Annotated in this window: 21 protein-coding genes and 2 pseudogenes; 7 read left to right on the top strand and 16 right to left on the bottom strand. The window is 71.6% G+C overall.

The window, feature by feature from the left end; genetic code table 11:
* Nucleotide 1 precedes the first annotated feature (1 nt).
* Nucleotides 2-679 (top strand): potassium-transporting ATPase subunit C, encoded by a 678-nt coding sequence (locus IF09_RS0115560; RefSeq protein WP_030296011.1) that lies wholly within the window; start codon nt 2-4, stop codon nt 677-679.
* Nucleotides 680-749: 70 nt separating this feature from the next.
* Here IF09_RS0115560 and IF09_RS0115555 read toward each other — a convergent pair whose 3' ends face one another.
* Both IF09_RS0115555 and IF09_RS48215 read right to left on the bottom strand, forming a co-directional pair.
* On the bottom strand, nt 750-1,109 hold the full coding sequence (locus IF09_RS0115555; RefSeq protein ID WP_030296009.1) for a VOC family protein: 360 nt from the start codon (nt 1,107-1,109) through the stop codon (nt 750-752).
* A 199-nt stretch (nt 1,110-1,308) separates the two neighbouring features.
* Nucleotides 1,309-1,497: pseudogene (locus IF09_RS48215) on the bottom strand (SpoIIE family protein phosphatase); the annotation flags it as partial.
* 132 nt (nt 1,498-1,629) lie between these two features.
* Between IF09_RS48215 and IF09_RS0115545 the strand changes: the two are divergent.
* Nucleotides 1,630-2,163 (top strand): hypothetical protein, encoded by a 534-nt coding sequence (locus IF09_RS0115545; protein ID WP_030296007.1) that lies wholly within the window; start codon nt 1,630-1,632, stop codon nt 2,161-2,163.
* Between the two features lie 3 nt (nt 2,164-2,166).
* Here IF09_RS0115545 and IF09_RS0115540 read toward each other — a convergent pair whose 3' ends face one another.
* The 6 genes and pseudogenes from IF09_RS0115540 to IF09_RS0115520 all read right to left on the bottom strand — a co-directional run bounded on the left by IF09_RS0115540 (nt 2,167) and on the right by IF09_RS0115520 (nt 9,782).
* Nucleotides 2,167-4,971, bottom strand: coding sequence for a DUF5682 family protein (locus IF09_RS0115540; RefSeq protein WP_030296005.1), 2,805 nt, complete (start codon nt 4,969-4,971; stop codon nt 2,167-2,169).
* Nucleotides 4,968-6,080 carry an ATP-binding protein gene (locus tag IF09_RS0115535; RefSeq protein WP_030296003.1) on the bottom strand — a complete coding sequence of 371 codons (1,113 nt, stop codon included), beginning with the start codon at nt 6,078-6,080 and terminating at the stop codon, nt 4,968-4,970. The genes IF09_RS0115540 and IF09_RS0115535 overlap by 4 nt, the downstream gene beginning before the upstream one ends.
* 49 nt (nt 6,081-6,129) lie before the next feature.
* A complete protein-coding gene (locus IF09_RS0115530) occupies nt 6,130-7,476 on the bottom strand; it encodes a vWA domain-containing protein (RefSeq protein ID WP_030296001.1) in 1,347 nt (448 codons plus the stop codon).
* Nucleotides 7,473-8,900, bottom strand: coding sequence for a hypothetical protein (locus tag IF09_RS0115525; RefSeq protein ID WP_030295999.1), 1,428 nt, complete (start codon nt 8,898-8,900; stop codon nt 7,473-7,475). The genes IF09_RS0115530 and IF09_RS0115525 overlap by 4 nt, the downstream gene beginning before the upstream one ends.
* A gap of 6 nt (nt 8,901-8,906) precedes the next feature.
* Nucleotides 8,907-9,416: pseudogene (locus IF09_RS44695) on the bottom strand (hypothetical protein); the annotation flags it as partial.
* Nucleotides 9,417-9,503: 87 nt separating this feature from the next.
* A complete protein-coding gene (locus IF09_RS0115520) occupies nt 9,504-9,782 on the bottom strand; it encodes a hypothetical protein (protein ID WP_051832483.1) in 279 nt (92 codons plus the stop codon).
* Between the two features lie 164 nt (nt 9,783-9,946).
* Between IF09_RS0115520 and IF09_RS0115515 the strand changes: the two genes are divergently transcribed.
* Nucleotides 9,947-10,282 carry a hypothetical protein gene (locus IF09_RS0115515; protein ID WP_030295995.1) on the top strand — a complete coding sequence of 112 codons (336 nt, stop codon included), beginning with the start codon at nt 9,947-9,949 and terminating at the stop codon, nt 10,280-10,282.
* Nucleotides 10,283-10,400: 118 nt separating this feature from the next.
* Nucleotides 10,401-11,405 (top strand): NAD-dependent epimerase/dehydratase family protein, encoded by a 1,005-nt coding sequence (locus IF09_RS0115510; protein WP_030295994.1) that lies wholly within the window; start codon nt 10,401-10,403, stop codon nt 11,403-11,405.
* A 22-nt stretch (nt 11,406-11,427) separates the two neighbouring features.
* On the opposite strand, the gene IF09_RS0115505 is transcribed toward IF09_RS0115510, so the two are convergent.
* The 7 genes from IF09_RS0115505 to IF09_RS0115475 all read right to left on the bottom strand — a co-directional run bounded on the left by IF09_RS0115505 (nt 11,428) and on the right by IF09_RS0115475 (nt 19,921).
* Entirely contained in the window at nt 11,428-11,793 is a 366-nt protein-coding gene (locus IF09_RS0115505) for an ArsR/SmtB family transcription factor (protein WP_030295992.1), read from the bottom strand.
* Nucleotides 11,794-11,946: 153 nt separating this feature from the next.
* Nucleotides 11,947-12,321 (bottom strand): hypothetical protein, encoded by a 375-nt coding sequence (locus IF09_RS0115500; RefSeq protein WP_030295990.1) that lies wholly within the window; start codon nt 12,319-12,321, stop codon nt 11,947-11,949.
* Nucleotides 12,322-12,545: 224 nt separating this feature from the next.
* On the bottom strand, nt 12,546-15,062 hold the full coding sequence (locus IF09_RS0115495; RefSeq protein ID WP_030295988.1) for an aldehyde dehydrogenase family protein: 2,517 nt from the start codon (nt 15,060-15,062) through the stop codon (nt 12,546-12,548).
* A complete protein-coding gene (locus IF09_RS0115490) occupies nt 15,059-16,228 on the bottom strand; it encodes an acyl-protein synthase (protein ID WP_030295986.1) in 1,170 nt (389 codons plus the stop codon). Before IF09_RS0115490 ends, IF09_RS0115495 begins: the two co-directional genes overlap by 4 nt.
* Entirely contained in the window at nt 16,225-17,361 is a 1,137-nt protein-coding gene (locus IF09_RS0115485) for a GNAT family N-acetyltransferase (protein WP_030295983.1), read from the bottom strand. The genes IF09_RS0115490 and IF09_RS0115485 overlap by 4 nt, the downstream gene beginning before the upstream one ends.
* Complete coding sequence (locus tag IF09_RS0115480; protein ID WP_078613266.1) at nt 17,358-18,650, bottom strand: MFS transporter; 1,293 nt, start codon at nt 18,648-18,650, stop codon at nt 17,358-17,360. The genes IF09_RS0115485 and IF09_RS0115480 overlap by 4 nt, the downstream gene beginning before the upstream one ends.
* The gene (locus IF09_RS0115475; protein ID WP_030295979.1) at nt 18,647-19,921 is read right to left on the bottom strand and encodes a phenylacetate--CoA ligase family protein; all 1,275 of its coding nucleotides are present in this window, start codon (nt 19,919-19,921) and stop codon (nt 18,647-18,649) included. The genes IF09_RS0115480 and IF09_RS0115475 overlap by 4 nt, the downstream gene beginning before the upstream one ends.
* Before the next feature lie 573 nt (nt 19,922-20,494).
* Between IF09_RS0115475 and IF09_RS40260 the strand changes: the two genes are divergently transcribed.
* Nucleotides 20,495-20,821: a hypothetical protein gene (locus tag IF09_RS40260; RefSeq protein WP_037634889.1), complete on the top strand. Its 327-nt coding sequence runs from the start codon at nt 20,495-20,497 to the stop codon at nt 20,819-20,821.
* Between the two features lie 116 nt (nt 20,822-20,937).
* Here IF09_RS40260 and IF09_RS0115465 read toward each other — a convergent pair whose 3' ends face one another.
* On the bottom strand, nt 20,938-22,353 hold the full coding sequence (locus IF09_RS0115465; protein WP_234321001.1) for an MFS transporter: 1,416 nt from the start codon (nt 22,351-22,353) through the stop codon (nt 20,938-20,940).
* 170 nt (nt 22,354-22,523) lie between these two features.
* Here IF09_RS0115465 and IF09_RS0115460 point away from each other — a divergent pair, with 170 nt between their 5' ends.
* Both IF09_RS0115460 and IF09_RS0115455 read left to right on the top strand, forming a co-directional pair.
* Nucleotides 22,524-23,345, top strand: a complete 822-nt coding sequence (locus IF09_RS0115460; protein WP_078613285.1) for a helix-turn-helix transcriptional regulator — start codon at nt 22,524-22,526, stop codon at nt 23,343-23,345.
* Nucleotides 23,346-23,542: 197 nt separating this feature from the next.
* On the top strand, nt 23,543-24,988 hold the full coding sequence (locus IF09_RS0115455) for a glyceraldehyde-3-phosphate dehydrogenase (protein ID WP_030295973.1): 1,446 nt from the start codon (nt 23,543-23,545) through the stop codon (nt 24,986-24,988).
* Nucleotides 24,989-25,094: the final 106 nt, after the last annotated feature.

Raw genomic sequence — 25,094 nt, 5'->3', positions numbered from 1 at the left:
CATGAACAACTCAGTAGGCAACACCGCCCGCCTCCTCGGCGCCGGACTGCGTGCTCTCCTGGTCCTGACCGTCATCTGTGGCGTGCTCTACCCGCTCGCCGTCACCGGTATCGCCCAGGCCGCGTTCAGCGACAAGGCCAACGGTTCCGAGATCAGGGACAAGAGCGGGCAGGTCGTCGGCTCGTCCCTCATCGGGCAGACGTACAACCTGCCGAAGCAATACCCGCAGGACCCGCAGGAGGCAGCCGAGCCGGACCTGAAGTGGTTCCAGCCGCGCCCCTCCCACGGCCTCGGCTCCAACAGCGCCAACCAGCAGTACTCCCTGATCCTGTCCGGCGCCACCAACAAGGCGGGCGACAACCCGGACCTGGTCAAGCTGGTCGAGGACGCCAAGGCCGCCGTGATCGCGGACAACTCCACCGCGATGTACAAGGTCGAGCCCTCGGACGTGCCGGCCGACGCCGTCACTTCCTCCGGCTCCGGCCTCGACCCGAACATCTCCCCGGAGTACGCGAAGATCCAGGTGCACCGGGTCGCGGAGCAGAACAGCCTCGACGTCCAGCAGGTCGAGAAGCTCGTCGCCACGTACACCACCGGCCGCACCCTCGGCTTCATGGGCGAGCCCCGCGTCAACGTCCTGGAGCTCAACACCGCGCTCGAAGCACTGACCAAGAGCTGACGGCCGCCACCCGGCGGCAAAGGGGACCCCGCCTCCCCCGCCGGCCCGCCCGGGATCACGACCGAGGAGACTAGTGCCGTCGACGGGAGGAGAGGACGCAGAATTCGTTGCCCTCGGGGTCGGTGAGGACCATCCAGGTGGCGTCCTGGCCCTGGCCCACGTCGGCACGGCGGGCGCCGTGTTCGAGCAGGCGCTGGACTTCCGCCGCCTGGTCGTCCGGGCGGAAGTCCAGGTGGAGGCGGTTCTTCGACTGCTTGTGCTCCGGCACCGGGACGAAGATCAGGCCGGGCAGGCGGTCGGGGTCGGGGCGGATCTCGAACTCGTCCGGCGCGTCGTTCACGACGACCCACGCCAACGCCTGCGCCCACCAACGGCCCAGCGCGGCCGGGTCCCGGGAGTCCACGACGGTCTGTTCCCACTCCAGCGGCATGCCCCGAGCCTACGGCCTGCGAGGGCGGATGCGGGCGGCGATTACCGCGACGTCGTCCTCGGCGTGGCGGGCGTCCAGGGCAACCACCACGGCGTCCACCAGCTCCTCCGCCACCGTGCCCACCGGCAGCAGCGGTCCGGCCGGCCGGGCCGGCGAGACGTCGACGTCCCCTCCCGCGCCGTTCCACCAGCCCGTCGGTGACCATCAGCAGGGTCTCCTCGGTGGTGATCGCCCGGGTGACGCCCTCGTAGCCGCCCACCCCGGTGCCCAGCGGCGGACCCACCGGAACGTCGGCCAGAGCGGCCGAGCTGTCCGCTCCGAAGACCGCGGGCGGCAGGTGGCCGGCGCCGGCCAAGTCCGCGGCCCCGCGCGTGGGATGCCTCCGCATCCGGCAGCCGAAGAAGCCATCCGCACGTGCGCCGGGCGCGCGGATCACCGCAGACCGGTGTCCGGGGAGGCGGTGAGCCCCCGTCGCCGAGTAAAGTCAGCCGACTCAACGATCACGGGGGAAGTCATGGCCATGCCCATATCCAGGATACGAGGTGCGGCGGTCGTCGCCGTGGCCCTCGCAGCGCTCAGCGTCTCCTGCGGGACGAGCCCGAAGGGGAGTGCGTCGCCCAGCGGCTCGTCCACCCCGACCGGCGCACCCGCGGCGACCCCGAGCGCGTCGGGCTCCACGGCGCCCACCGACTCGGCACCGACCGCGCCCGCGGCGTCCCGTACGCCGTCGGCCCAGAGCTCCGAGCCGGTGAGCCTGGTCCGGGACGCCTTCGCGGGACTCCAGGCCACCCTGGACGATTCGTGCACCCCGGGGAACTGCGCGTACTTCCTCGGACGGGTCTACGACGAACTGCACCGCATGGATGCGGCGATGAAGGCCGACGCGAAGGGCCCCGGCCACTTTCCCGAGCCGATCGCCCTGATCAAGAAGCTCGACGCGGAGCTCGCCGGGGACCGCTCCTTCGAGAACCTGAAGAAGCACCAGACCCTGCTGATCGGCACCCGCGACAAGATCAACATCTGGATGCAGGGCCACCCCGACGATTACCGCTGACGCCTACAACCCGTTCAGGAGCGCCTCCAGGGCCAGGGCCGTCTTCGGGTGGTGGGTGGTCAGGGCTGCTCCCTCGGAGGCCGGCGGAGTCCAGGGATCGTCCCATCCCAGCAGGGCTGCCAGGGCGTCGCACGGCTCGGGGTGCACGGTGAGCAGTGCGGCGGGGCCGGCGCGGCTCGGCAGGGCGGGAGCCGTGTGCGGGGGGTCCTGCCACGGCGGGGTCCAGGTGTCCAGTGCCGCGAGGCGGCCGGGGAAGATCCGGCCGGCCTCGCGGATCAGCAGCGGGGCCAGTTCGGCGCCTCCGGAACGCAGGGTGGTGATCAAGGCCGGCAGCCACGGCAGCAGCACCGGGTCCGGCAGCCGCGCGAACGCGTTCGACACCGCCTCCACCACGAAGTCGGCCAGCTGCGGCACCGGCTCCAGCGCCTGCAGGAATCCGCTCAGGTATTGCGGATAAGCGGGCACCACCAGGGGGTTGCCCAGCAGGTCGTCACACCGCCCCCGCAGTTCCGTGCGGGAGAGCTCCCCCAGGTGCACCTGCGCCGCCCACAGCAGCGCCACCTTCGACGGCTCCTGCGGATGGGACTGTGCGAAGGCCAGCTCCAGCTGCGTCCGGTCGCAGCCCAGCGACAGCGCCAGGCTCTCCATGCTGAACAGGAAGCCCAGCATCGCCGCGACCTGGCGGACCGTCGCCTCCTCGTCGGTGAACGCCGTCGGCAGCAGGGTGCAGTAGTGCGCGTAACCGGTCTTGACGAACGACTCGATCCACCCCGGAAGCACCGGTTCGCTCGTCCGGTAGTGGCCCAGCAGCCGCCGTACCCGCCGCAGCACCTCCGGTGCGCCGTCGACACTGCGCTCGGTCGCCAGGACCTCCAGGGCGCGCGTGCCCAGTTCGTCGGCGAGGCGGCGGCTGCGCAGGTACAGCGTCGCGTCCTCGACGGCCTGCAGGACCGTCGCCGTCGTCGCCTGCGGCCCGTACGCGGTGCGCCGGAGGCGCTGCTCCAGGACCTGCTCGATGCTGACGCCCTCGTAGCCGAGCTCGATCAGCGCCCGCTGGTGGGTGCCCAGGGCGAGGTCCCACGATTCCTGGATCGGCCGCTCGCCGAGCCGCCGCTCGCCCATGATCGGGCGTGCCGCGCCGTGCGGCATCAGGTGGCGCAGCATCCACAGGACGTCGGAGCACTTCTCCAGTTCGGGACGGGAGGCCATGTCCAGCAAGGCGCGCTGCACACCGCGCTGCTGGAGCGCCAGGCCCAGCGGTGCGAGCCGGTCGTGCACGTCGCGCGCGAGCGGCGGCAGCGCCTCGTAGCCGACCTGGCCGATCCGGTCGCCGCCCATCATGATCTCGACGAGGCGGCGTACGTCGCGCCGGCCGGGCACCCTGTCCTTCTCGATGCAGGTGATCGCCGCGTCCTGGAAGTCGTACGGGGTGGGCTTGGCCCGATCGCGCATCCCGGCCAGCAGGATCGACGTCTCGAAGACGGCGATGGCGTCGGCGGTCGAGGCGAGGTAGCCGTTGCGCCGCGCGGCGCGCACGATCTCCACCGACCAGCCGAGCAGTTCGGCCTCGTCCAGCCGGTCGAGGACGGGCGGACGCTGCAGGAACCCGGAGAGCATGTCCGCCGGCAGGTCGGAGGGTGACTCCGGCCCCGCCGGGACGGCCGGCGCAGCCGCCGTCTTGCGCGGCTTGGCCGCCTTCTTCGCCCCCGCCTGCCCCTCGAGCCGGAACGGCTTCACCCGTGTCCGCTTGAGGTTCTTCGCCCACTGGGTGGCGGCGATCGACACGGAACCGCCGGCGAGGCCGAACTGCGCCTCGATCGCGGCATGGCTGGACGGGATGAGTCCGTACTGCCACGCGCTGGCGCTCGGCGGGCTGATCTCGAAGGTGTCCGTGCCGTCGACGCCGAACTCGGGGACGCGGCTGGCCGCGTGGAACGCGCCGCACACGTACAGGCAGTCCGCGGGATCGGTACCGGTCGCGGCCAGGTGTTCGCGCATCCTCGTCCACATGTGGCGCTCGCGGTCCTCGTCCACACGGACCCGCCCCGGGTCCCCCGGTGCGAGACGCCGGAACAGGCTGCCGATCAGCAGCATGACCTGCCGGTACGTGTCGTGGTCGCTGTCGCCGAGCGGCAGTTCGACGTACTGGTGCCACCACTCCGACCAGTGCCGCACCCGGCCGTGGTGCAGCAGGTGCTCCTCCAGCTCGGCGAAGCGCGGGCGCAGGTCGCCGATCTCCACGCCGACCGCGTCGCCGTGCAGTGCGGCTTCCTCGTCGGCCGCCGGGGCGTCCGGGTCGGCCGGCTCGGGCGTGGACTGCGCCCCGGCCTGCCACTGGAACACGTGGTCCGAGGAGCGGTCGACGAGGACCAGCTCGACGCCCGGCGTGTCCAGCGCGTAGGCGATCGCCTGGTACTCGGCCGACGCCTCGGTGATCGGTGCGACGACCGACAGCGGCGCCCATTCGGCGGGGAATCCGTCGACCTCGCTCGCGAACGCCTGCACCGCCACCGGGAGCCGGCAGTTGCGCAGCTCGGTCAGGAGCGGCGCCATGTCCTCGCACAGCTCCAGGTAGACGACCTTCGGCTGCTTCTCCCGCAGCCGCCGCGCCATCGCGACGGCCGAGGCCGGAGAGTGGTGGCAGACCGGGAAGACCTCCAGTGGTTCGCGTACCGCGCGGTCGACGTCGTCGACGATGCCGAGAAGGATGCCCTCCAGCGCGTCCGGGCCGTCGGCGAAGGCCGTGGCGGCCTCCTGCAGCTGGGTGCGCAGCGCGTCGAACGTCGTCCCTTCCTGTGCGGGGCTCATGACAGGGTGGCGATCGCGTTGCGGCCGCCCTCCAGGAACTCCGGCCAGGAGCCGCCCTCTTCCTTGCTGCGCGGCTCGACGACGCCGTGCAGGTACTTGTTGAGGATGGCCAGGTCCTCCGGCTCGCGCCGCGCCAGCGATCCGACGAGGGAGGAGGCCAGCGTGTGGGCGGTCAGGGTGCGCTCGCCGAAGAAGTTGCTGTGCAGGATCGCGTCCTCGAGGACGCCGATCTGCTCGGCGGTCGACAGCGCCGACTCGAGCTTCTCGTCGTCGCTGCCTGCCGCGGCTGCCGAGGCTCGCAGATCGGTGAAGCTCTGCAGCAGCACGTCGAGCAGCGTCGGGGGCACGTCCAGTTCGATCTGGTGCCGGCGCAGCAGTTCCTCGGTGCGGAAGCGGACGATCTCCTCCTCGCTCTTCTTGTTCGTCACCACCGGGATGCGCACGAAGTTGAAGCGGCGCTTCAGCGCGGAGGACAGGTCGTTGACGCCGCGGTCACGGCTGTTGGCCGTGGCGATGACGGAGAAGCCGGGCTTGGCGAAGACGATGTTCTCGCTGTCCAGTTCGGGGACCGAGATGTACTTCTCCGACAGGATCGAGATCAGCGCGTCCTGGACGTCGCTGGTGGAGCGCGTGAGCTCCTCGAAGCGCCCGATGGCGCCGGACTCCATCGCGGTCATGATCGGCGAAGGGATCATCGACTCCCGCGACTGGCCCTTGGCGATCACCATGGACACGTTCCAGGAGTATTTGATGTGGTCCTCGGTGGTTCCGGCCGTGCCCTGCACCACCAGCGTCGAGTTGCGGCAGATCGCGGCGGACAGCAGCTCGGCCAGCCAGCTCTTGCCGGTGCCGGGGTCGCCGATCAGCAGCAGGCCGCGGTCGGAGGCGAGGGTGACGATGGAGCGCTCGACGAAGCTGCGGTCGCCGTACCACTTCTGCGGGATCTCCCGGTCGAGGCCGTCGGAGCGCTCGGATCCCAGGATGAACAGGCGGACCATCTTCGGGGAGAGGCGCCAGGAGAAGGGCTTCGGGCCGTCGTCGACGGACTCGAGCCAGGCCAGCTCCTCGGCGTACTTGATCTCGGCGGGTGCACGCAACAGGTCGGACATATCGGCGCCTTTCTCAGCACATCAATGGGTAAGCGGTATGAGGGGGGTATTAAGCGAGGAACGTCTTCAGTTCGTGGACGAGCTTGCGGATGTGTCCGGAGAGCACCGGCGTGCCGAGGTCCTTGAAGCGCTCCCGGAACCACGGATTGACGCTGCCGCGGCCGGAGCTGGTCACCGAGCCGACGGGGATGAACTTGGCGCCCGAGCGGTGGATGGCGGCCATGCTCTCGAACAGCGGCTCGGTCCGCCATTCGTAGAAGTCCGAGATCCACACGACGACGGTGTTGCGGGGCTCGGCGATCTTCGGCTGGGCCAGCGCCATCGCGACGGTGCCGTCGGTGCCGCCGCCGAGTTTGGTCCGCAGCAGGGTCTCGAAGGGGTCGTGCACCCACGGCGTGAGGTCGAGTGCCTGCGTGTCGTACGCGATGAGGTGGACGTCCACCTTCGGAAGCCCGGCGAAGATCGAGGCCAGGATGGTGCAGTTGACCATCGAGTCCACCATCGAGCCGGACTGGTCGACGACCACGATCAGCCGCTGCGGCGTCGTCTTGCGCGCGGTGTGCCGGTAGTAGAGGCGGTCGACGTACAACCGCTCCTCCTCCGGGCTCCAGTTGGTGAGGTTCTTCCAGATCGTCCGGTCGAGGTCCAGGTTGCGGAACACCCGCTTGGGCGGCACAGACCGGTCCAGGGCGCCGACCGTGGACTTCTCCACCTGGGTGCGCAGCACCTCGGCGACCTCGTCGACGAAACGGCGGATCAGGGCCTTGGCGTTGGCCAGGGCCACGCCGGACAGGTTGTTCTTGTCGCGCAGCAGCTGCTCGATCAGGGACATGCTCGGGGTGAGCTGCGCGGCGAGCTTGGGGTCGGCGAGCACCTCGCGCAGGTGCATGCGCTTGACCAGGCCGGCCTCGATGGCGCCGAGTTCCGGGCCGATTCCGCCGGCCCGGGGGCCGCGCAGTTCGCCGGGCTTGCAGCCGAGCGAGCGCTCCAGCCAGCCCGCGTCGGACTGCCAGCGCGACAGCTGCCCGGCGGTGACCGTGCCGGACCCGGAGGAGAAGACGTTGAGCAGCACCTTGGAGACGAGCGCTGCGCGCCGTACCTCGGCGGCCCGGTCCCGTCCGTCTTCACCTGCGCCCTCCGGCGCGGGCTCCGGCGGCACCATCAGGCCCTCGAACTCGGTGGCCAGCTCCGGGTGGCGCTGCACGATCGAATCGACGGACACCTGCGGGTCCAGCAGGGCGGTCGGCAGGCCGATGTCCTCGACCACGGCCAGGCTCGCCGACTCCAGCGTCGCCTGCTCCTCCTGATCGAACAGCCGGCCGAGGAGCCGCCAGTACAGGACCTGACGGCGGTTGTCTTCGGGGGCGGGGAGCACCCCGGGTTCCTGTCCGGTCATTTCCGCAACAGCCTTCCCGCTCGCTCGCGCAGCACCGCCGCGGCGTCGGTGGCGGCCTTCTCGGCCTTCACGCCGGCCTTGTCGGCCGTGCCGCCCGCCCATGCCCCTGCGTGCACCGCGACCGCCTTCTTCCGGGCGGTGGTTTCGACGGCGAGCGGCTGGACGCTGAACGTCCCGGCGTCCCAGCGGAGCAGGCCGATGCATGCGTTCGACGCCGCAACGGCTTCCGGGGTGAGGGGTCCGGCGGCCGGGATCCGGTCCGTGTCGACGGCGAGGTCGCCGCCGGCGGTGGTCCACGTCAGTGCGCCGTCGTCCTCCTGCCGGGTGGCGTAGCCCTCCAGGAAGACGGGTACGGCGATCCGCGCCGGGTGCCGGTCCAGCGGTGCCGCCACCGCAGCGGCCGCAGGGGGCAGGGCCACACGGGCGGTGGCGAAGGCGTCTGCCGCCTCCCCCGGGCGCGCGCACGCCTCGCTCCAGATCAGGTCGCCCTCGGCGGTGATCGGCATGTCGGTGAGGTCCATCGAGCGGCCTTCACCGGCGGCCGCCAGCAGCGACATGTGCGGACGGAGCAGCTGCCAGAGGCCGGCTCCTACCACCGTGTCGGGCTTCGGCACCGATACGCCGGCCCGCACCAGGCGGGGCACCGAGCCGGCCGCGGGCTCGAACACCGCATGGACCTCGGCCTGTACGGCGGTCGCGTGTTCGTGCAGGTCGATGCCGAGCGGCAGGAGCCGGCCGGTGGCCGTGCCGGTGGCGGGGGCGCCGGCCGCGCCGGGCAGCGTCAGCAGCAGGGCGCGCGACCACAGGTCGGCCCAGCGGCGCGCGGGGATCCGGTCCAGGGACACACCCGGGCAGGAGGCGGCGAGTTCGGCGGCGAACCCGTCGAGGAGCGTCGCCAGGCGGCGCAGCTCCGGGTCGGGAAGCATCGCGGAGACGACGGGCGCCGACGCGGAGACCAGGTCGTGGTCGATGCCCTGCCAGCCGGCGCGGGCGAGATCCGAGAGCCAGGAGCGGGCGGCGGCGAGCAGGTTCGGCGTCTGCTGCCCTCCGGGTGCCGGGACGGCCTCATCCCCGCTGTGGGGCCGGCCGGTCATCTCGTCGACGCGGGTCGTCAGCGCGTCGTGCACGGAGCCGAGCAGTGCGGTGCGGGCGGCGGCGAGGGCCACGAAGTGGTCTTCGCCGGCGGCTCCGGCCGCCGCCTTCTCGGCCGCTTCGGCGACCCTGGCGCCCAGCGGCGTCCCCGCGACGGCCCGGGCGAGCTCGGTCAGCCCGGCGGCCTCGGCGGGCCGGGGACGGAGCAGACCGGCGACGAGGGCCCCGTCGAAGGCGTCGACGGCCGCGAGGGCCTCGTCGAGCCCGGCGATGGTTTCGCCCAGCAGGCCGGTACGCTCCCCCGGGCCCGGACCGGGCTCGCGCGGGGGCACCGCCGTCGCCACCGCCCTGGTCGGCGGGAACCACTGCATCTCCGGCAACGGTGCGGTGGTCGGCGCGAGTTCCAGGTAGGCCAGGTGGCGCAGGAACCGGCTGAAGACGGGTGCGGCGGCCTTGTTGTCCCCCTGCGGAGGACGGGTGCTGCTCATGCCGGCGGCGATGCCCACCGCCGTCGGCTCGCCGTCCGCAGCCTCGACCCGCAGGTAGCGGGCCACGCGCGGAGCTCCGTACTGGAGCACGGCCTCCGCGACCAGGGCCTTGATGTGGTTGCAGAACGAGCCCCGCGCGCCGCCGCAGGGCCGGTTGTTGTTGGTGCTGCAGGCGAACGCGTAGGTACCGGCCGCGACCGACGAGACGTAGACGCGCTCTATGTCCGAACCGCTGGACACCACGCCCTGCAAGCGACCGTCGGCCAGCTCGACGAACGGGACCTTGGCGAGCTTGCGCGGCCGCGCGGGTGGTACCACCCGGGCCGTGCTCGACCTCTCCCAGTCTGACAACGCACCCATCTCCTATGCAGCAAGGGGAGTTCCGCGCCGATCGGCGGGACACTGCTGAACATAGGCGGGAGCACTGACAATGCCCCGGGCTCGGCCTCAGGCGTCTGCGACCTGGGCCACCCAGCCGTACGGGAGTTCCGCGCCGTCGACCGTCACCGCTTCGACGGTCCGGGTCCTCGGGTCGATGTCGGCCTGTACGCCCTCGCCCGCGTACCGCGGATAGCCGGAGGCCCCGAATTCACCGGTGGCCTCGACCAGCGCGGTGCGCAGCACGCCCCGGCGCGGGGAGCCCCCGGGCTCGGCGAGCCCCGGGCGCAGGACGACGGTGTACCGGTCGGGGGCGGCGGCGGGGCCGGGCGCGGCGGAGGAGTTCATGCAGCCCAGGCTAGCCACCGACCGGGCGACGGGCCGGTATCCCGAGGCGCCGGAGTTGCGCCGGCCCGCGGGAGCGCCGAGGGTGAAGCGGTGTGGGTGTTGCCGATACGGACCGGCGCCGAACACCGGTCTCGGGGGCAGCGCCCCGTCCAAGAGGAGCGAACATGGCTGAACAGGCCGACGGACCTGCGTGCGAGTACAAGACCGAGCACTTCAAGGCGACGGAACACCGGACGAGCGGCGGCAGGCGCTCGGTCAGGGTGAAGGGTGTGGCGGCCTGCCCCTCTTCCGGCTTCCGGCTCGTGCTGGAGCTCGCCAGCCCGCCGATCGTGGCCACGCCCGAGGTGCTCCACCTCAACCTGGTGGAGCAGGAGCCGACGGGCACGGTGCTCACGGTCGTCACCGACACCGAAGTCGAGGGTGAGTTCCCCATCGCGGACGAGGTCGAGTGGGTGCTGATCCGGAACCTGGGCATCAACATCCCGGTCACCGAGGAGTAGCAACCTCACCCGTTCGGGCTAGCGGCTCTCTCCCCCGCCGCAAAGCCGGCTCCGGCGCCGGGTCCGCCGTCAGCGAATCCGTATGGATGTCCGAGGCTGCCGATGCTTGGGTGTCGGCATGGAGATCTTGGTGCTGGGCGGAACTGCATGGGTGGGCCGGGAGCTGTCGCGGCAGGCGGTCGGGCGCGGCCATCGGGTGACGTGCCTCGCGCGCGGTGAGAGCGGCGCAGTCGCCGACGGGGCGAGGCTGGTGGCCGCGGACCGGCGCGACCCCGCGGCGTACGCGCCCCTGCTCGACCGCGTGTGGGACGCGGTCGTCGAGGTGTCGTGGCAGCCGGGCTTCGTCCGTGGGGCGCTCGACGCACTGGGCGACCGTGCCCGGCACTGGACGTACGTCTCCTCGGTGAGCGCCTACGCCTCCGACGCCACGCCCGGAGCGGACGAGTCCGCGCCGCTCCGGCCTCCGACGGACCTGAGCGAGGTCGACCGCGCGCTGTACGGCGAGGCCAAGGCGGCCTGCGAGCAGGCGTCGGCGGCCGCCCTGGGCGAGCGCCTCCTCATCGCACGTGCCGGACTCATCGGCGGCCCGGGGGACCACACCGGCCGCTCGGGGTACTGGGTGGCCCGCGCGGCGCGCGATCCGCACGGGCCGATGCTGGTTCCCGACGAACCGGCTGCACCGACGCAGACCATCGACGTACGGGACCTCGCCTCCTGGCTGCTCGACGCCGCGGAGAACGGGAGCACGGGGACGTACAACGCCGTCGGCCCGGTCGTTCCGTTCCGGGAGTGGATCGAGCTGTCCCGTACGACGGGCGGGCACACCGGTCCGGTGGTCGTCGCCGACTCGGCATGGCTGCTGGCGAACGGCGTGGCCGAGTACATGGGGGCCGAGTCGCTGCCGATGTGGCTGGTCGAGGCGGGCTGGGAAGGGGCGTTGGCCCGGGACGGGTCCGCGGCGCGCGCCGCGGGACTGCGGCACCGGTCCCGGGCGGAGCTGCTGGCCGACACGCTGGCCTGGGAACGCGAGCAGGGTCTGGACCGGGAACGGCGCGCCGGCCTGAGCGCGGGGCGCGAGCGCGAGCTGCTCGACGCTCTCGAAGAAGGGGTGTCGTCAAAGTAGCGTCGTCCGCCCGTGAGGGCGCTCAGCGACCGGGGCCCCGTCCCGCAGTACCGGCCCCGGGTTCCACCTGCCTCAGTTCGGCGAGGAGTTCGCTCTTGCCTGCCAGGAGTTCGGTGAGGATCCGGCGGGCCGCGCGCAGGAGTTCGGCGACGTCGCCGCCGGCGAGCGCGTAGTTGACCGTCGCACCCTCCCGCGTGGAGACCACGATTCCGGAGCGGCGCAGGACCGCGAGTTGCTGGGACAGGTTGGACGGCTCGATGTCGATCTCGGCGAGGAGTTCGCGCACGGGCATCGGACCGCTCTGCAGGAGCTCCAGGACGCGGATCCGGACGGGGTGTCCGAGCATGCGGAAGAACTCGGCTTTCGCCTGGTACAGGGGTACCTGCATGCTCACGAACGCTCCCACCGTTGCTCGACCGCCACCACCGCCCATCATTCCGCCCGATGGGCCCACGCGCGCCTCTGCTTGACCAATTTCGGATGTGCCGGATTGAAGAGTTCTTCAATTCGTGGGCATGCGTGGGCCCGAGAACGAGAGGGGCTACAACTCCAGAGCGGATTCGATGCGCTTGAGCTGGTGCCGGGCCATCGCCAGATTGGAGTTGGCCTTCTCCAGTACGACGTACAGGAACAGGCCGTGGGTCTCCCGTCCCTTGAGCAGCCGGATCAGGTGGTACTGACTCCCCAGGGTGATCAGCAGGTCCTCGATCTCATCGCGCAGGCCCAGCATTTCCATCGTGCGGACTTTGGCCCGGATCACGTCCGTGTTGCCCGCGGCGGCGACCGCCAGGTCGAGGTCCTTGCCACCCCCGAGAGTCCCCAGTGCCATACCACTGGTGTAATCCACCAGCGCGACTCCCAGGGTCCCCTCGATCGAGGTCATGGTCTCCTTCAACGAGACTTCCACATTCGCCATCGGCGCCCGCTCCTTCTTCTCTCCGTCCACGCCCCGCGCCCGCTTCCGCCGTGCGCCGGACCTCTTGTGAGACCGACGCTACTGAGCGTGCGCGGCGGCGTGAGGAGAACGGGAGATTTGACCAAAAACGCCCCCTCCCCCGTCTAAGATCCGCCCGGCACGCCCGGCACGCCCGGCACGCCCGGCACACCCGGTGCGCGCGGCACGCACTGGGTGTGCCGGGGCTACCGCCTGCGGTCCACCACGGCGAGGAGCTTCCCGCTCGTCGCCGTACGGGACAGGGCGGCCCCGTCCACCACCTCGACCGCGAAGTCGAGCAGCTTCTCCGCCACGGCCGACCGAACCTCGGGGTACTCGCCCAGGAAGGCCTCGCGCGCCCGGTCCGGGTCCGGCGCGTGGGCGCTCTCCATCCGCAGGGTGAGGCCTTCACGGAGGGCCCCGGCGGTCAGCACGGCCTGGAGCTCACCGCCGTACCCCAGACACTCCCCCGCGATGGCCACGAAACGGCGGTAGTTCAGGAAGTACGTCGCCACCCGCATCACCTCGCCGAGCCGGCCGAGCAGTTCGAAGCGCGGGGCGTGGCTCCCGCAGGGGCAGCGTCCGGGCAGGGCGCGACCGAGGTCGCCGATGACGTACCGGTCGAGCTGCTGGCCCCGGCGGGCGCGGGTGGTGAACACGAGCCGGCCGGTCTCTCCCGGCGCCACGGGACGGTCCTCGTCGACGTCGACGATCTCCAGGGTGTGCAGGTCGTCATGGAGGTGGTGGACGCTGCCGCTGCTCTGCGTGCACTGGTAGCCGAGCGGGCCGAGGTCGGTGCTGCCGTAGGTGAGGGAGTGGATGACCTCGATGCCGAACGTCTCGGTCAGCGTCCTGCGCTGTGCGTCGGTGAAGTGCTCGCCGCCGTAGTAGATCTTGCGCAGGCCTCCGTACGAGCGCAGCAGGTCCGCTTCCTCGTTCAGGAGCTGCCAGAGGTACGAGGGCATGCCGAAGAGCGTGTCCACCTCGTACGCGGCGATCATCTCCGCGGTGGCGCGGTGGTCGGAGCCCGCTGCCATCGGCATCTGGACGCCGCCCAGGCGCTCGAGGATGGAGAAGAAGCTGATGAACCCGCCGTACATGCCGCCGCAGTAGAAGAGGTTGGCCGTACGGTCGCGGGCCGGGTCGTAGCCGGCGGCGAGCAGGCCGCGGGCGGCGGCGTGCATCTGCGTGTCGTAGTCCGCGTACGTGAACAGCGACAGGGCGGGCGTACCCGTGCTGCCCCCGCTGCGGAAGTACAGCTCGGCGTCGCTCCGGTCGACCCCGCGGTTGAGGTCCTGGACGGCGGCCTTGTCCAGCAGCGGCCCGGTGGCCGGCGGAAAGACGGCCGGGCGGACGAGGTGGTCGAGACAGGCGGTGGCGGCGAAGCGCTCGTCGGCCTGGACGGCGACGCGCCGGCTGTAGCGCTGGAGGGCGTAGACCCCGTCGTGCGGTTCACCGGCGTAGCCCGCGGTCATGGCGCCGACGGGGGTGACCCGGGTGGCTCCGGCGGCCAGGACCAGGGCCGAGAGCTCGGCGGTGTCGGTGCGGCTGCCCGCGATGCCCGCCGTCTGGAGGTAGCGGCGCATGGGACGCAGTGTGGCCATGAGGCTCTTGCGGGGCAGCGGCTTCACCCAGACGCTGCGGTGCAGCGGGGAGGCGGTGAGGGCCGGCCGGGTGTCGGCCATGACCCGCCAGGTGCCGTCGGGGGCGGCGAGGACACGGGTGAGGCCCAGGTGCTCCTCGAGGCGGGCGAGGTGCTCGGTGGTGGTCAGCTCGGCGTACTCGGCCGGGTCGAGGTCCGCCGCGGCGGGCGCCGGACGGGCGTCCAGGGCCGCGGCGAGGCGCTCGGCGAACGCGTGCAGCACCTCGGTGTTCCCCGTCTCGGTGTCGAGGTAGACGACCTGGGGGCTGGAGCAGGCCTGCTGCTCGAAGAGGCAGACGTCCCGGGCCAGGGCCGTCAGCGTCGCCTCGTCCTCCCAGGCGTCCTGGGTGAGGTAGGCGAAGGAGATCTTGTGCCCCCACTCCACCAGGCGGCAGCCGGCCGGGACATGGGCGGCGACGCCTTCGACGGCCGACTCGCCGCCCCAGACCGCGACGGCGTCGGCGGGGGCGCACATCAGGCGCAGCCACTCCTGGCGGGAGGAGGGGAAGCGCAGCACGATGATGCGCTCGGCGAGGGCGCCGGTCGGGTCCTGCGCGGCGAGTTCGGCGAGGAGGTGCTGGGCGAGGAAGGTGTCGGAGCTGCTGGTCTTGAGGACGTTGACGTTCCCGGCGAGAAGCCCTTCGATCAGGCTGAGCGGGGCGACGGTGGCGGCGTTGCCCGGGGCTATGTGGGCGACCAGACCGACGGGCGCCCAGGCCTCGTACACCGTCTCCTTGGCGTCGGGGCGGTTCAGCCGCTGCGGGGCGGCGCTGCCCAGCTCGCGCCGGAGCTTGCGGGTGAGCGAGCTGCGGTCGAGGAAGCCGGCGAGTTCCGCCAGGAGTTCTTCGCGCTCCGTGTCGCCGTCCGCGGGCAGGTGCGGGGCCAGCCGCTCCCGTACGCGGTGGCCGGGGTCGCGCAGGGCGCGGGAGAGGGCGTCGCAGGCGGCGAGGACGGTCTCGGTGTCCAGCGGTGCACCGAGTGCGGCCTCGACGGCGGTGGGGAGGGTGGCCAGGCGGCGGGCGGCCTCGTCGTCCCCGATGAAGGTGCCCTGCCAGTAGTGGTGGTTGATGGTGTCGGTCATGCCATTCCCTTCATCAGTTCGGCGGCGGCCACGGCACAGCTGCGGTTGCGGCTGACGCCGGCCCGGCCGTGGATCGTGAACCACGGGGTGCTCAGCTCGCATCCGCACTCGTCGCCCGGGTGGAGCGAGGCGAGGTCGCCCATGACGACGCTCTGCGCCGGTACGGAGGTGATGTACGGGGACACCAGGTGCAGGTAGCCGCGTTCGCCGTACGGGAGGGGCTCGAGGGTGCGGGTGGAGCGGATGAAGACGCGGGACCAGACGGGTGCGTGGAGGTTGTGGTGCGCGCACTCGATGTACGGGATGCAGTGCTCGACCGACCCGAAGGTGTCGCGGATCCGCTCTGAGGGGACCCCCAACTGCTCGGTGACGCGGGCGTACAGCTCGTGCTTGCCGATCTGCCGGTCGGTGTGGCCCTTCCAGCCCCCGCCGAGGACGATCAGGGACCCTTCCGGGAGCTTCAGCGGTTCGACGCCCATGGCGCGCATCCGCTCCAGCGTGAACCAGAGGAAGGCGGGGAAGCCGAGGATGCGGACGGGTGCGTCGTCCTCGGCGAAGCGGCGCAGGGCGGCGACGCAGCCGAAGGGGTCGAACTCGTGGCCGCTGCCGGTGTTGCGCAGCGCGTACTCGACCTGCCGGGCCGGAGCGAAGTCGCACAGGTAGTTGTCGGTGAACGAGGTGCCCAGGTTGAGGTCGCGGGCGGGCTCGTAGCTGTAGAGCAGGTAGTTGACGGGCTGGTCGGGGGTGATCCAGCCGTTGTGGTCGAAGATGCGGGCGACCATGCGCTGGGCGGAGCGGATGGTCCACTCGTCGAAGAACATCTGCGACTTCTGTCCGGTGGTCCCGGAGGAGGTCAGGTGGAGGTGGACCTCGTCCTCGGGTATGGACAGGACCTCGTGGCGCTTGAAGAAGTTCGCGTGCACCAGGGGTGCCTCGTACGGGGTGTCCGGGCGCTCCCCGTCGTACAGGCTGCGGAAGAACGGGGACCGGTCACGGTGCCAGGCGTTGATCTCCGCCATGGCGGCGGCGAACAGCGCTTCCTCGGCGGGGCCGCAGGTGTAGGGCTCGGTCAGGTCGCAGAGCTGCTGGACCCGGCCGAGGGCCGCGGCGTCGGGGACGTCGACGGGGGCGAGATGGGGTTTCGGGGGGGTCGTGGAAGGGGTCATGAAGCAACCTCACGTACGGGCAGATGGGCCGACGCCCAGGCCGACACATAGGAATCGAGGAAGGGCTGGAGGGGCGGGTCGACGACCACGCCGCGGAAGTCGATGTGCTCGGTGGTCCGGGACATCACCACGTAGTCGTGGAAGCCGTCGCCGTCCCGGCGCATGGCCGGGTACAGGGCCCCGGCGATGAAGCCCTCGGCGGCGAAGGCCGAGAGCGCGGCGTGGTGTTCCAGGGGTACGAGTGCCTCCACGTAACCGGCGCCGGCGCGGGTGAGCGTCCGGGTGACCGGCTCCAGCCAGCCGGCGGCGGCCGCCGGGTCCGGGTGGGCGGTGACCAGGGCGCAGTAGCCGCCGGTGCGGTTGAGATAGGCGTAAACCTCGAAGCCGCCGTCGTCGGGGGTGAGGAGGATGTTGGGGGTGTGCAGCGGGTAGAACCAGCGGCCGGTGTCGGGGAAGTGCTGGTGGAAGCGGCGGCGGACGAAGGCCGGCGCCTCGATCATCTCCAGCGGCCGCGCGGCCGGCCCGGCGGGCGCGGGCACCGGCGGCGTGGGCCGGGCGTCCGCGTAGCTGATGCCCAGGCTCGCCCCGGCGGTGCGCAGGAGCGGTACCAGGGAGGCGGGCACCTCGGCGACGGGTACCCGGCGGTCCAGCACCCCGGGCGAGTGACGCGCGTAGAGTGCCAGGCTCTCGCGGCTGCTGAGCTCCACGGCGTTGGGCAGGATGCCCAGGGGGCGGAAGCCGTTGCGGGCCACGACGCGCTGGGGTCCGGCGCTGACCGTACGGACGGTGGCGTACACCGAGTCGAGCGTCCCGGCATCGAGCGTGCCGGCGCACACGGCCTCGGTCAGCTGCCCGGCGAGCCCGGTTCCGCGCTGGTCGGGGTGGACGGCGAGCCCTTCGAGGCGGCCGACCCGGCTGCCGGGTTCGCTGTGGACCGCGGCGGATCCGGCGAGGGCGCCGGTACGGGGGCAGCGGGCGACGAGCCAGAGGGTGTGCGGGTCCCGGATGAGCCGGGACATCTCGGCGGGGTCGGTGCCGAGGGCCGTGGGGTAGTGCGGGCCGTAGACGGCGTAGTAGAGCTGGCGGAGATCGGCGATGTCGGCCGGGGTGGCCTGCTCGATCGCGGCGGTCATCGCGCGCCTCCTGCGGGGGTCGGCTCCGGCGCGGGAGCGGGGTCGGGCGCGCCCGCCGGGCGGGAGTGGCCGGGCAGCAGGGCCAGGGCGAGGGCGGCGGGGACGAGTCCGGCGGCCTGGATCAGGCACAGCGTCTGGGCGGAGAGGTGGTCGCCGAGGAACCCGAAGAGCAGCGAGGCGACCGGGAAGGTCGCACCGAGGACGGCCTGCATGACGGCGAAGAACGCGGGCTTGTCGGCGGCCGGAACCAGGCGCTGGAACAGGGCCACGAAGCGGACCCCGATCACCCCGACGCACCAGCCGGTCACCAGCAGGGCCCCGGCGATGACGGGCCGGGCGGCGATCAGCCCGGGCACGGCGAGGGCTGCGGCCATCGCGGCGAGGCACGCGGTGCCGACGACGACGGGCCGGCCGGGTACCCGTGCGCCGGTGAAGGAGCCGATGAGCGTGCCCACGCCGAGCGAGGCCTCCAGGAGGGCGACGGTGCCGCCGTCGCCGTGCAGCACCGAGGCGGTGTACAGCGGCATGACGACGAAGACGGCCGTGGTGAAGAGGTTGGCCGCGGTGAAGCAGAGGAGGATCCCTCGGACATAGGGCATGGCGCCCAGCAGCTGACGCAGTGTCCGCGGGGCCTCCGCTTCCTCGGGGTGCGCGGCGGTGCCGGCACTGGCGGTGCGGAACCGTACGGTCGCGATGAGCAGGGCGGCCGTGGCGTAGGCGGCTGCGCAGCCCACGGCGAGACCGGCCACTCCGGCGGCGTCCACGACGACAGCGCCCAGGAGGGCTCCGCCGAGGCTCGCCAGCGACTGGGTGGACAGCTCGAAGCCGGTCGCGGCTTCGATGTCCGCGTCGTCCACGAGCTCGGGGACGGAGGTGGTCAGGCACGGGTCGAAGAAGGCCTGGCAGGTCGCCAGGGCGAGGGCCGCCGCGTAGGCCGCGGCGACGGGCAGGTCGCTCGCGCAGGCCCAGACGGCCAGAGCGGCAGCGGCCGCTCCGGCGCCGCCGGCGGCGGTGCGCAGCAGCGAGCGGTGGGCGAAGCGGGCGATGGCGCGGGCGACGAACGGGGCGAGGACCACGGCGGGCAGCGTGCTGACGGCCATGAACAGCCCTGCCGCGAATCCGCCGTCGCCGGAGGTGGCGTAGCCGATGAGCCACCAGGAGATGCCCACCTGGAACATGCGGACGCCGGCCTGGGTGAGCACCTGGCCCAGCCATACGGTCCCGAAGGCGCGGTTGCGCAGGACGAGGGGGAGCCGCCGGCCGGCGGCCTCGGGCGCCGGGGCGGTCATGCGGTCGGCCTCTCGTCGATGACGCGGACGAGCTTGCCGGAGCGGGAGTTGACCACCAGGTCGCGGTGGCGGGCCCACTCGACGCGGAGCGGGTGGACGAATCCCGCGGCGACGCTGTCGGGGTAGAGCGGCCGGGCGGTGTTCAGCCCGGTGACGACCTCCTTGGCGAAGACCTCCAGGCCGGCCGGGTCCTGGCCGGGGGCGGTGGCCAGGCGCAGGACGAGTCCGTCGCGGCCGTCCCATCGGCGGACGACGAGCTGCATGCCCGTGACCCTGCCGGCGGTGTCGGCCTCGGCGACGGCGTCCGTGGCGTCCTGCCAGTACAGCGAGACGGGGCCGACGCGTACGCCTTCCTCGGCCCGGCCGAGGATGCGGAAGGCACCGCCCTCGGCGTCGGTCCACTCGGCGCGGTCGCCGGCGGGATAGCGGATGACGGGCATGAGGCGGCGGAAAAGCTGGGTGACGACGACCCGTCCGGGCCGGCCCGGCTCGCGGATCGGTTCGCCGGTCGTCTCGTCGAGGATCTCGACGAGGGTGTGCGGGGTGAACGGGCGGTGCGTGCGCGGGTCGTCGTCCGTGCCGGGCACCGGGCGGCCGAGGAGGCCGCCGTCGACGCTGGCGTAGCCGAGCGAACGTGGCGTGGCGCCCGGGAAGGCGGCCGAAAGGAGGCGGCGCTGGTCGGCGAAGAGGGCTTCCCCGCCGAAGAACAGGTACTCCACGCCGGACAGTTGGCGGCCGGCGGAGGTCAGGTGCTCGGCGAGTCGGCAGAGGGTGGTCGGCGTGCCGGCGAGGACGTGGGCGGCGAAGTCCTCGAGCGTGGTGACCGTCGACTCCAGCGGGGCGCCGCCGCCTATGGGCAGCCGGACGTTGGCGACGGGGGCGTGCGCGAGCGAGTCCAGGATGAACAGGAAGCTGGCGTAGAGCTCACCGGCGTAGAAGAGGTCGGCGACCCTGTGCCCGGGCCGCAGGCCGGCGTCGACCATCCCGGCACCGAAGGCGGTGACGAACTCCTGCCATTCCTCACGGGTGTAGCAGGAGAACCGCGGCGTGCCCGTGGTGCCGCCCGTCTTGAACACGACGGCTTCCCCGAGGGGGGCGGTCAGGACGCGGTTGTCGTGCAGGGTGTTGGCTGCCCAGAACCTGTCCTGGTCCACGACGGGAACGTCGGTGATCCGGCTCACGTGCGGTGGCAGGTCCGCGTAGAGGTCGGCGTAGAAAGGAGAGGCGTGCCGGGCGAAACGCACGAGGTCTGAAAACTGCTGGACGGGCATGCTGCCTTTACCTCGAAAGATGAAAGTTGAATAGGCGGGAGACAGGTGACGCGTCGGGGCGGCGTGGTGGAACTCACACCACTTTCACCGGTTGATCAGTCAACAATGCGCACGTCGCATGGAGTTGGCGAGCGAGGCTGCAACCTGACGTCCGTTCACATGATGAGACAAGAGGAACGCACCGCCAAATCGAACGAGGCCGACCTCGGCCAAGAACGGCAGACTTCTGGCCTGCGGGGCCGAAACCACGCTGACATCGGGAAACGTCGGGTCAACCGCGGCGTCACCACCAGCGAAGACGCCCGTCGGGTCCGGTCATCACAATGTCCGGAAACCCGGGGTTCCTTTCGAGGAAAAGGTCACCATTACCGAAGACGCAGTCCGGCGATAAAGAATGACAGACCGATTCGGCCCGAACCCCCGTACAGCACAAGGGAATTGACGCATTCAACGGGGAGACCCCCGGCGTGTCGGCCGGTGGTCCGGATTCCGAGTCGTCAAGCCGGAGGGCGGCTCCGGCCCCGGCCCGCGGCCGTCCGTGTCCCCGCCGCCCAGGGAATCGTTTGCGCAAGCATGACGACGACGCGCTCCACGCTCACCACCACGGCGCGACACCGGGCGGCTCCGGATGACGGCGGCCGCCCCCTGTACGTCCCCACTCCCCGGCAGCCGGCCCACGCGGCCGCGGCCGCCCCGCTGTTCGAGCAACTCGCCCGGGAGTGGGCGGCGCGCGGCGCCACCGTGCCGGGGCAGCCGGATCCGGCCTGGCGACGGCTGGTCTCCTGGGAGCACTTCGAACGCGAGATCGCGGCCACGGTCCGCGACCTCCACCTGCGCGGCCCGGAACCCGCACCGGAGCCCGCCTCCCCGGGCAACCCACCCCGGTGGACACGGGCCTGAGGCCGGGCCCGGTGGAACGGAGTCGGGTGCGGAAACCGGACGGGGACCGGTGGGCGGAGGTTGGCCTCCGCTTCCGGTCCCCGGTCCCGGCCGCCGCCGGGCGTCCTCGGTCCCTGTCACACCTTCTTCGTACGGCTTCCCAGGCCGAAGCCCACCAGGACCGCCGCCGCGAGCACGATCGCCGCGTCGATCGCCAGGACCGTGCGGACCCCGTCGAAGAGCGAGGCCTGCGTCGTGGCCAGGACACCGAGCAGCGGGATCCCGATGGTGAGGCCGACCTGCTGCGTCGTGGTGACCAGGCCCGTCGCCAGGCCCTGCTCCTCGTCCGGCACGCCGCTCGTCACCGTCAGCCCGTACGAGATGATCGCGCCGAGGTGGAACATGCTGGCCACCGAGACGGCGACGGTCGCCACCAGCGCACCCGACTCGGCGCCCACCGCCAGCAGCGCCGCGGTCAGGAGCCCCTGGCCGAGCAGCGAGCCGACCAGCGTGCGCCGGGCGCCGAAGCGGCCGATGACCTTCGGGGCGTAGGAGCCGGCGAGGGCCGATGCGACGCCCTGGACGCCGAAGACCAGGCCGGTCCGGAAGGAGGACAGCTCGAGCGTCTCCTGGAGGTACAGGGTCAGGACGAAGATGACCGTCGACATCATCGCGAAGGTCACCAGGCCGGCGAAGTTCCCCCAGGCGATGGTGCGCCGCTTCAGCATCGGGAGCGAGACCAGCGGGGCCGGGGTCTTCGACTCCGCGACCGCGAAGGCGCCGAGCAGGGCCAGACCGGCGAGCAGCGTGCCCCAGACGTCCACGCCGCCGAAGCCCCGCTGGGCCGCGGTGGACAGGGAGTAGATCAGCGCGAGCAGGCCGCCGGTGACGGTGACGGCACCCGGGACGTCCAGGCGGGGCCGGTCCGGGTTCCGCGACTCGGGCAGCAGACCGGGGGCGAGGGCGAGCACGATGACCGAGGTGACCGCGAGCAGCGCCATCGTGGAGCGCCAGCCGAGGGTGTCGGTCATGACGCCGCCGAGGACCATGCCGATGGTGAAGCCGAGGGACAGCAGGGTGCCGGAGATGCCGATCGCCTTGTCGCGCAGCGGGCCCTCGGGGAACGTGGTGGTCAGCAGGGACATGCCGGTCGGCACGATGACCGCCGCGCCGAGGCCCTGCAGGGCGCGCCCGGCCAGGAAGGACGCCGGGTCCCAGGCCAGGGTGGCCAGGAGCGAGGCCGCACCGAAGAGCGTGAGGCCGATCAGGAACAGCTTCTTGCGTCCGTACAGGTCGGCGATCCGGCCGAAGAGGAGGAGGAAGCCTCCGGAGGGCAGCGCGAAGGCGGTGACCGCCCATTGCAGGGCCGACTGACTCAGGCCCAGGTCCTTGCCGAGGGCGGGCAGGGCCACGTTCAGTACGGAGAAGTCGAGGGCCACCATGAACTGGGCGGCGCAGAGCACGAAGAGGACCAGTTTGGCCCGGCCCGTGAGCCGGTCGTTCGCGGGGGCGGGGGCTGCCGCCCCGGAGCCGGTGGTGGTGGTTGTCGTCATTGCCGTCGTCGTATGAGTATCGATCGCCATGGCCACCACCCTCGCGGCCCGGGAATGCCCGTGGAGAGTGGGAACTTATCCTGTTGGTGACACCACCAGGCAGCTGACAGGGGGAGTGAGTGGCTACACCGATCGACAGGCACCGCCGTTCCGAACTGCGCGAGTTCCTGATGAGCAGACGGGCGAGGATCACTCCCACGCAGGCGGGCCTGCCGGACGGCGGGGCCCGCCGCCGCACCCCGGGACTGCGCCGCGAGGAGGTCGCCGTGCTCGCCGGGGTCGGGGTGTCCTGGTACCAGTGGCTGGAGCAGGGCCGGGACATCACGGTGTCGCCGCAGGTCCTCGACTCGGTCGGCCGGGTCCTGCAGCTGACCAGCGCCGAGCGCCGGCACCTGTACGTACTGGCGGGGCTCAACCCGCCGGCCCTCGAGGTGGCGCCGGCCGACCGGGACATGTGCCAGGGGCTGAAGCGGCTGATCGACGCGTGGATGCCGTTCCCCGCGCACATCATGGACGCCTACTGGAACACGGTGCTCTACAACGACGCGGCCGCGATGGTGCTCGGGATGCGCCCGGAGATCGTGCAGAACTGCCTGATCGCGTTCTTCACCGACCCCATCTACAAGGCCCGTTCGCGGCACTGGGAGGAGATCGCCTGCACCGTGGTCGCCCAGTACCGGGCGGCGTGCTCGGAATGGCCCGAGGACGAGGGGTTCCAGGCGGTCGTCGAGGAGGCCCGGGAGGTCAGCCCGGAGTTCGCCGAGCTGTGGGAGCAGCGGGACATCCGGCCCGGCGGTCAGATACAGAAGGAGATCGAGCACCCCGTCGTGGGGACGCTGTTCGTCGAGTCGACCCAGTTGCGGGTACCGGCCCGGCCCGACCTGTCGATCGTGCTGCACACCCCGCTGCCGGCCACTGACACGGCCGAGAAGCTGGAGTGGCTGACCTCGGCGGAGGGGCGCCGGGGGTCCATGTACCCGATCGCCGGCTGACCCCGCCCGGGCCGCCTTCACTGCCACCCCTCGCTCCTCCCGCTCCCCCGCTCCGCCGGCGCGTGGACCATTCACAGGATCACCCGAGGGGCAAATGAGACATAACCCCATGTACCACCGCTCAGGCGGTACCCCTTGAGTGATCAAAGTGGCGTGGGGTTAGCATGTGAGCGCCGCCTAGCTCGAAAGATAAACCTGTGACTGTCAATGACGACTCGTTCACCAACTGGAAGAACCGCGAGGAGATCGCGGAGTCGATGATCCCGATCATCGGGAAGCTGCACCGTGAGCAGGACGTGACGATCCTGCTGCACAGCCGCTCCTTGGTGAACAAGTCGGTGGTCAGCATCCTGAAGACCCACCGATTCGCCCGGCAGATCGACGGTGAGGAGCTCTCGGTCACCGAGACGCTGCCGTTCCTGCAGGTGCTCACCACGCTCGATCTCGGCCCGTCCCAGATCGACATCGGCATGCTCGCCGCGGAGTACAAGAGCGACGACCGCGGCCTGTCGGTGGAGCAGTTCACCGCCGAGGCCGTCGCCGGTGCCACCGGTGCGAACAAGCTCGAGCGCGGCGACGGCCGCGACGTCGTCCTGTACGGCTTCGGCCGCATCGGCCGCCTCGTCGCCCGGCTGCTCATCGAGAAGGCCGGCTCCGGCAACGGTCTGCGCCTGCGCGCCATCGTCGTCCGCCAGGGCGGCGACCAGGACATCGTCAAGCGCGCCTCCCTGCTGCGCCGCGACTCGATCCACGGCCAGTTCCAGGGCACCATCACCGTGGACGAGGCGACGAACACGATCATCGCCAACGGCAACGCGATCAAGGTGATCTACGCGAACGACCCGTCCGAGGTCGACTACACCGCGTACGGCATCAAGGACGCCATCCTCATCGACAACACGGGCAAGTGGCGTGACCGTGAGGGTCTGTCCAAGCACCTGCGCCCGGGCATCGACAAGGTCGTCCTGACCGCCCCGGGCAAGGGCGACGTCCCGAACATCGTCCACGGTGTCAACCACGACACGATCAAGCCGGACGAGCAGATCCTGTCCTGCGCCTCCTGCACCACCAACGCGATCGTCCCGCCGCTGAAGGCCATGGACGACGAGTACGGCGTGCTGCGCGGCCACGTGGAGACCGTCCACTCGTTCACGAACGACCAGAACCTGCTGGACAACTACCACAAGGCCGACCGCCGCGGCCGTTCCGCGCCGCTCAACATGGTCATCACCGAGACGGGTGCCGCGTCCGCCGTCGCCAAGGCGCTGCCCGACCTCAAGGCGCCGATCACCGGCAGCTCGATCCGCGTCCCCGTCCCGGACGTCTCGATCGCCATCCTGAGCCTGCGCCTGGGCCGCGAGACCACCCGTGAGGAAGTCCTCGACCACCTCCGCGACGTCTCCCTGCACTCGCCGCTCAAGCGCCAGATCGACTTCACCACCGCCCCCGACGCGGTCTCGATGGACTTCGTCGGCTCGCGCCACGCGTCGATCATCGATGCGGGCGCCACCAAGGTCGACGGCGACAACGCGATCCTCTACCTCTGGTACGACAACGAGTTCGGCTACTCGTGCCAGGTCATCCGCGTCGTCCAGCACGTCTCGGGCGTCGAGTACCCCACGTACCCGGCCCCGGCGGTCTGATCCCGTCGCACGCGCGTCGCAGTCCCGACGTACTCACGGCCCGTTCCACCGCCCACCACGGGCGGCGGGACGGGCCGTGCGCGTTTGCGGCCGGTAGCCGGCGTTG

The organism is Streptomyces katrae (genome assembly GCF_000717655.1).
Taxonomy (GTDB): Bacteria; Actinomycetota; Actinomycetes; order Streptomycetales; family Streptomycetaceae; genus Streptomyces; species Streptomyces katrae_B.
This window is presented reverse-complemented; position numbering and strand designations above follow the sequence as displayed.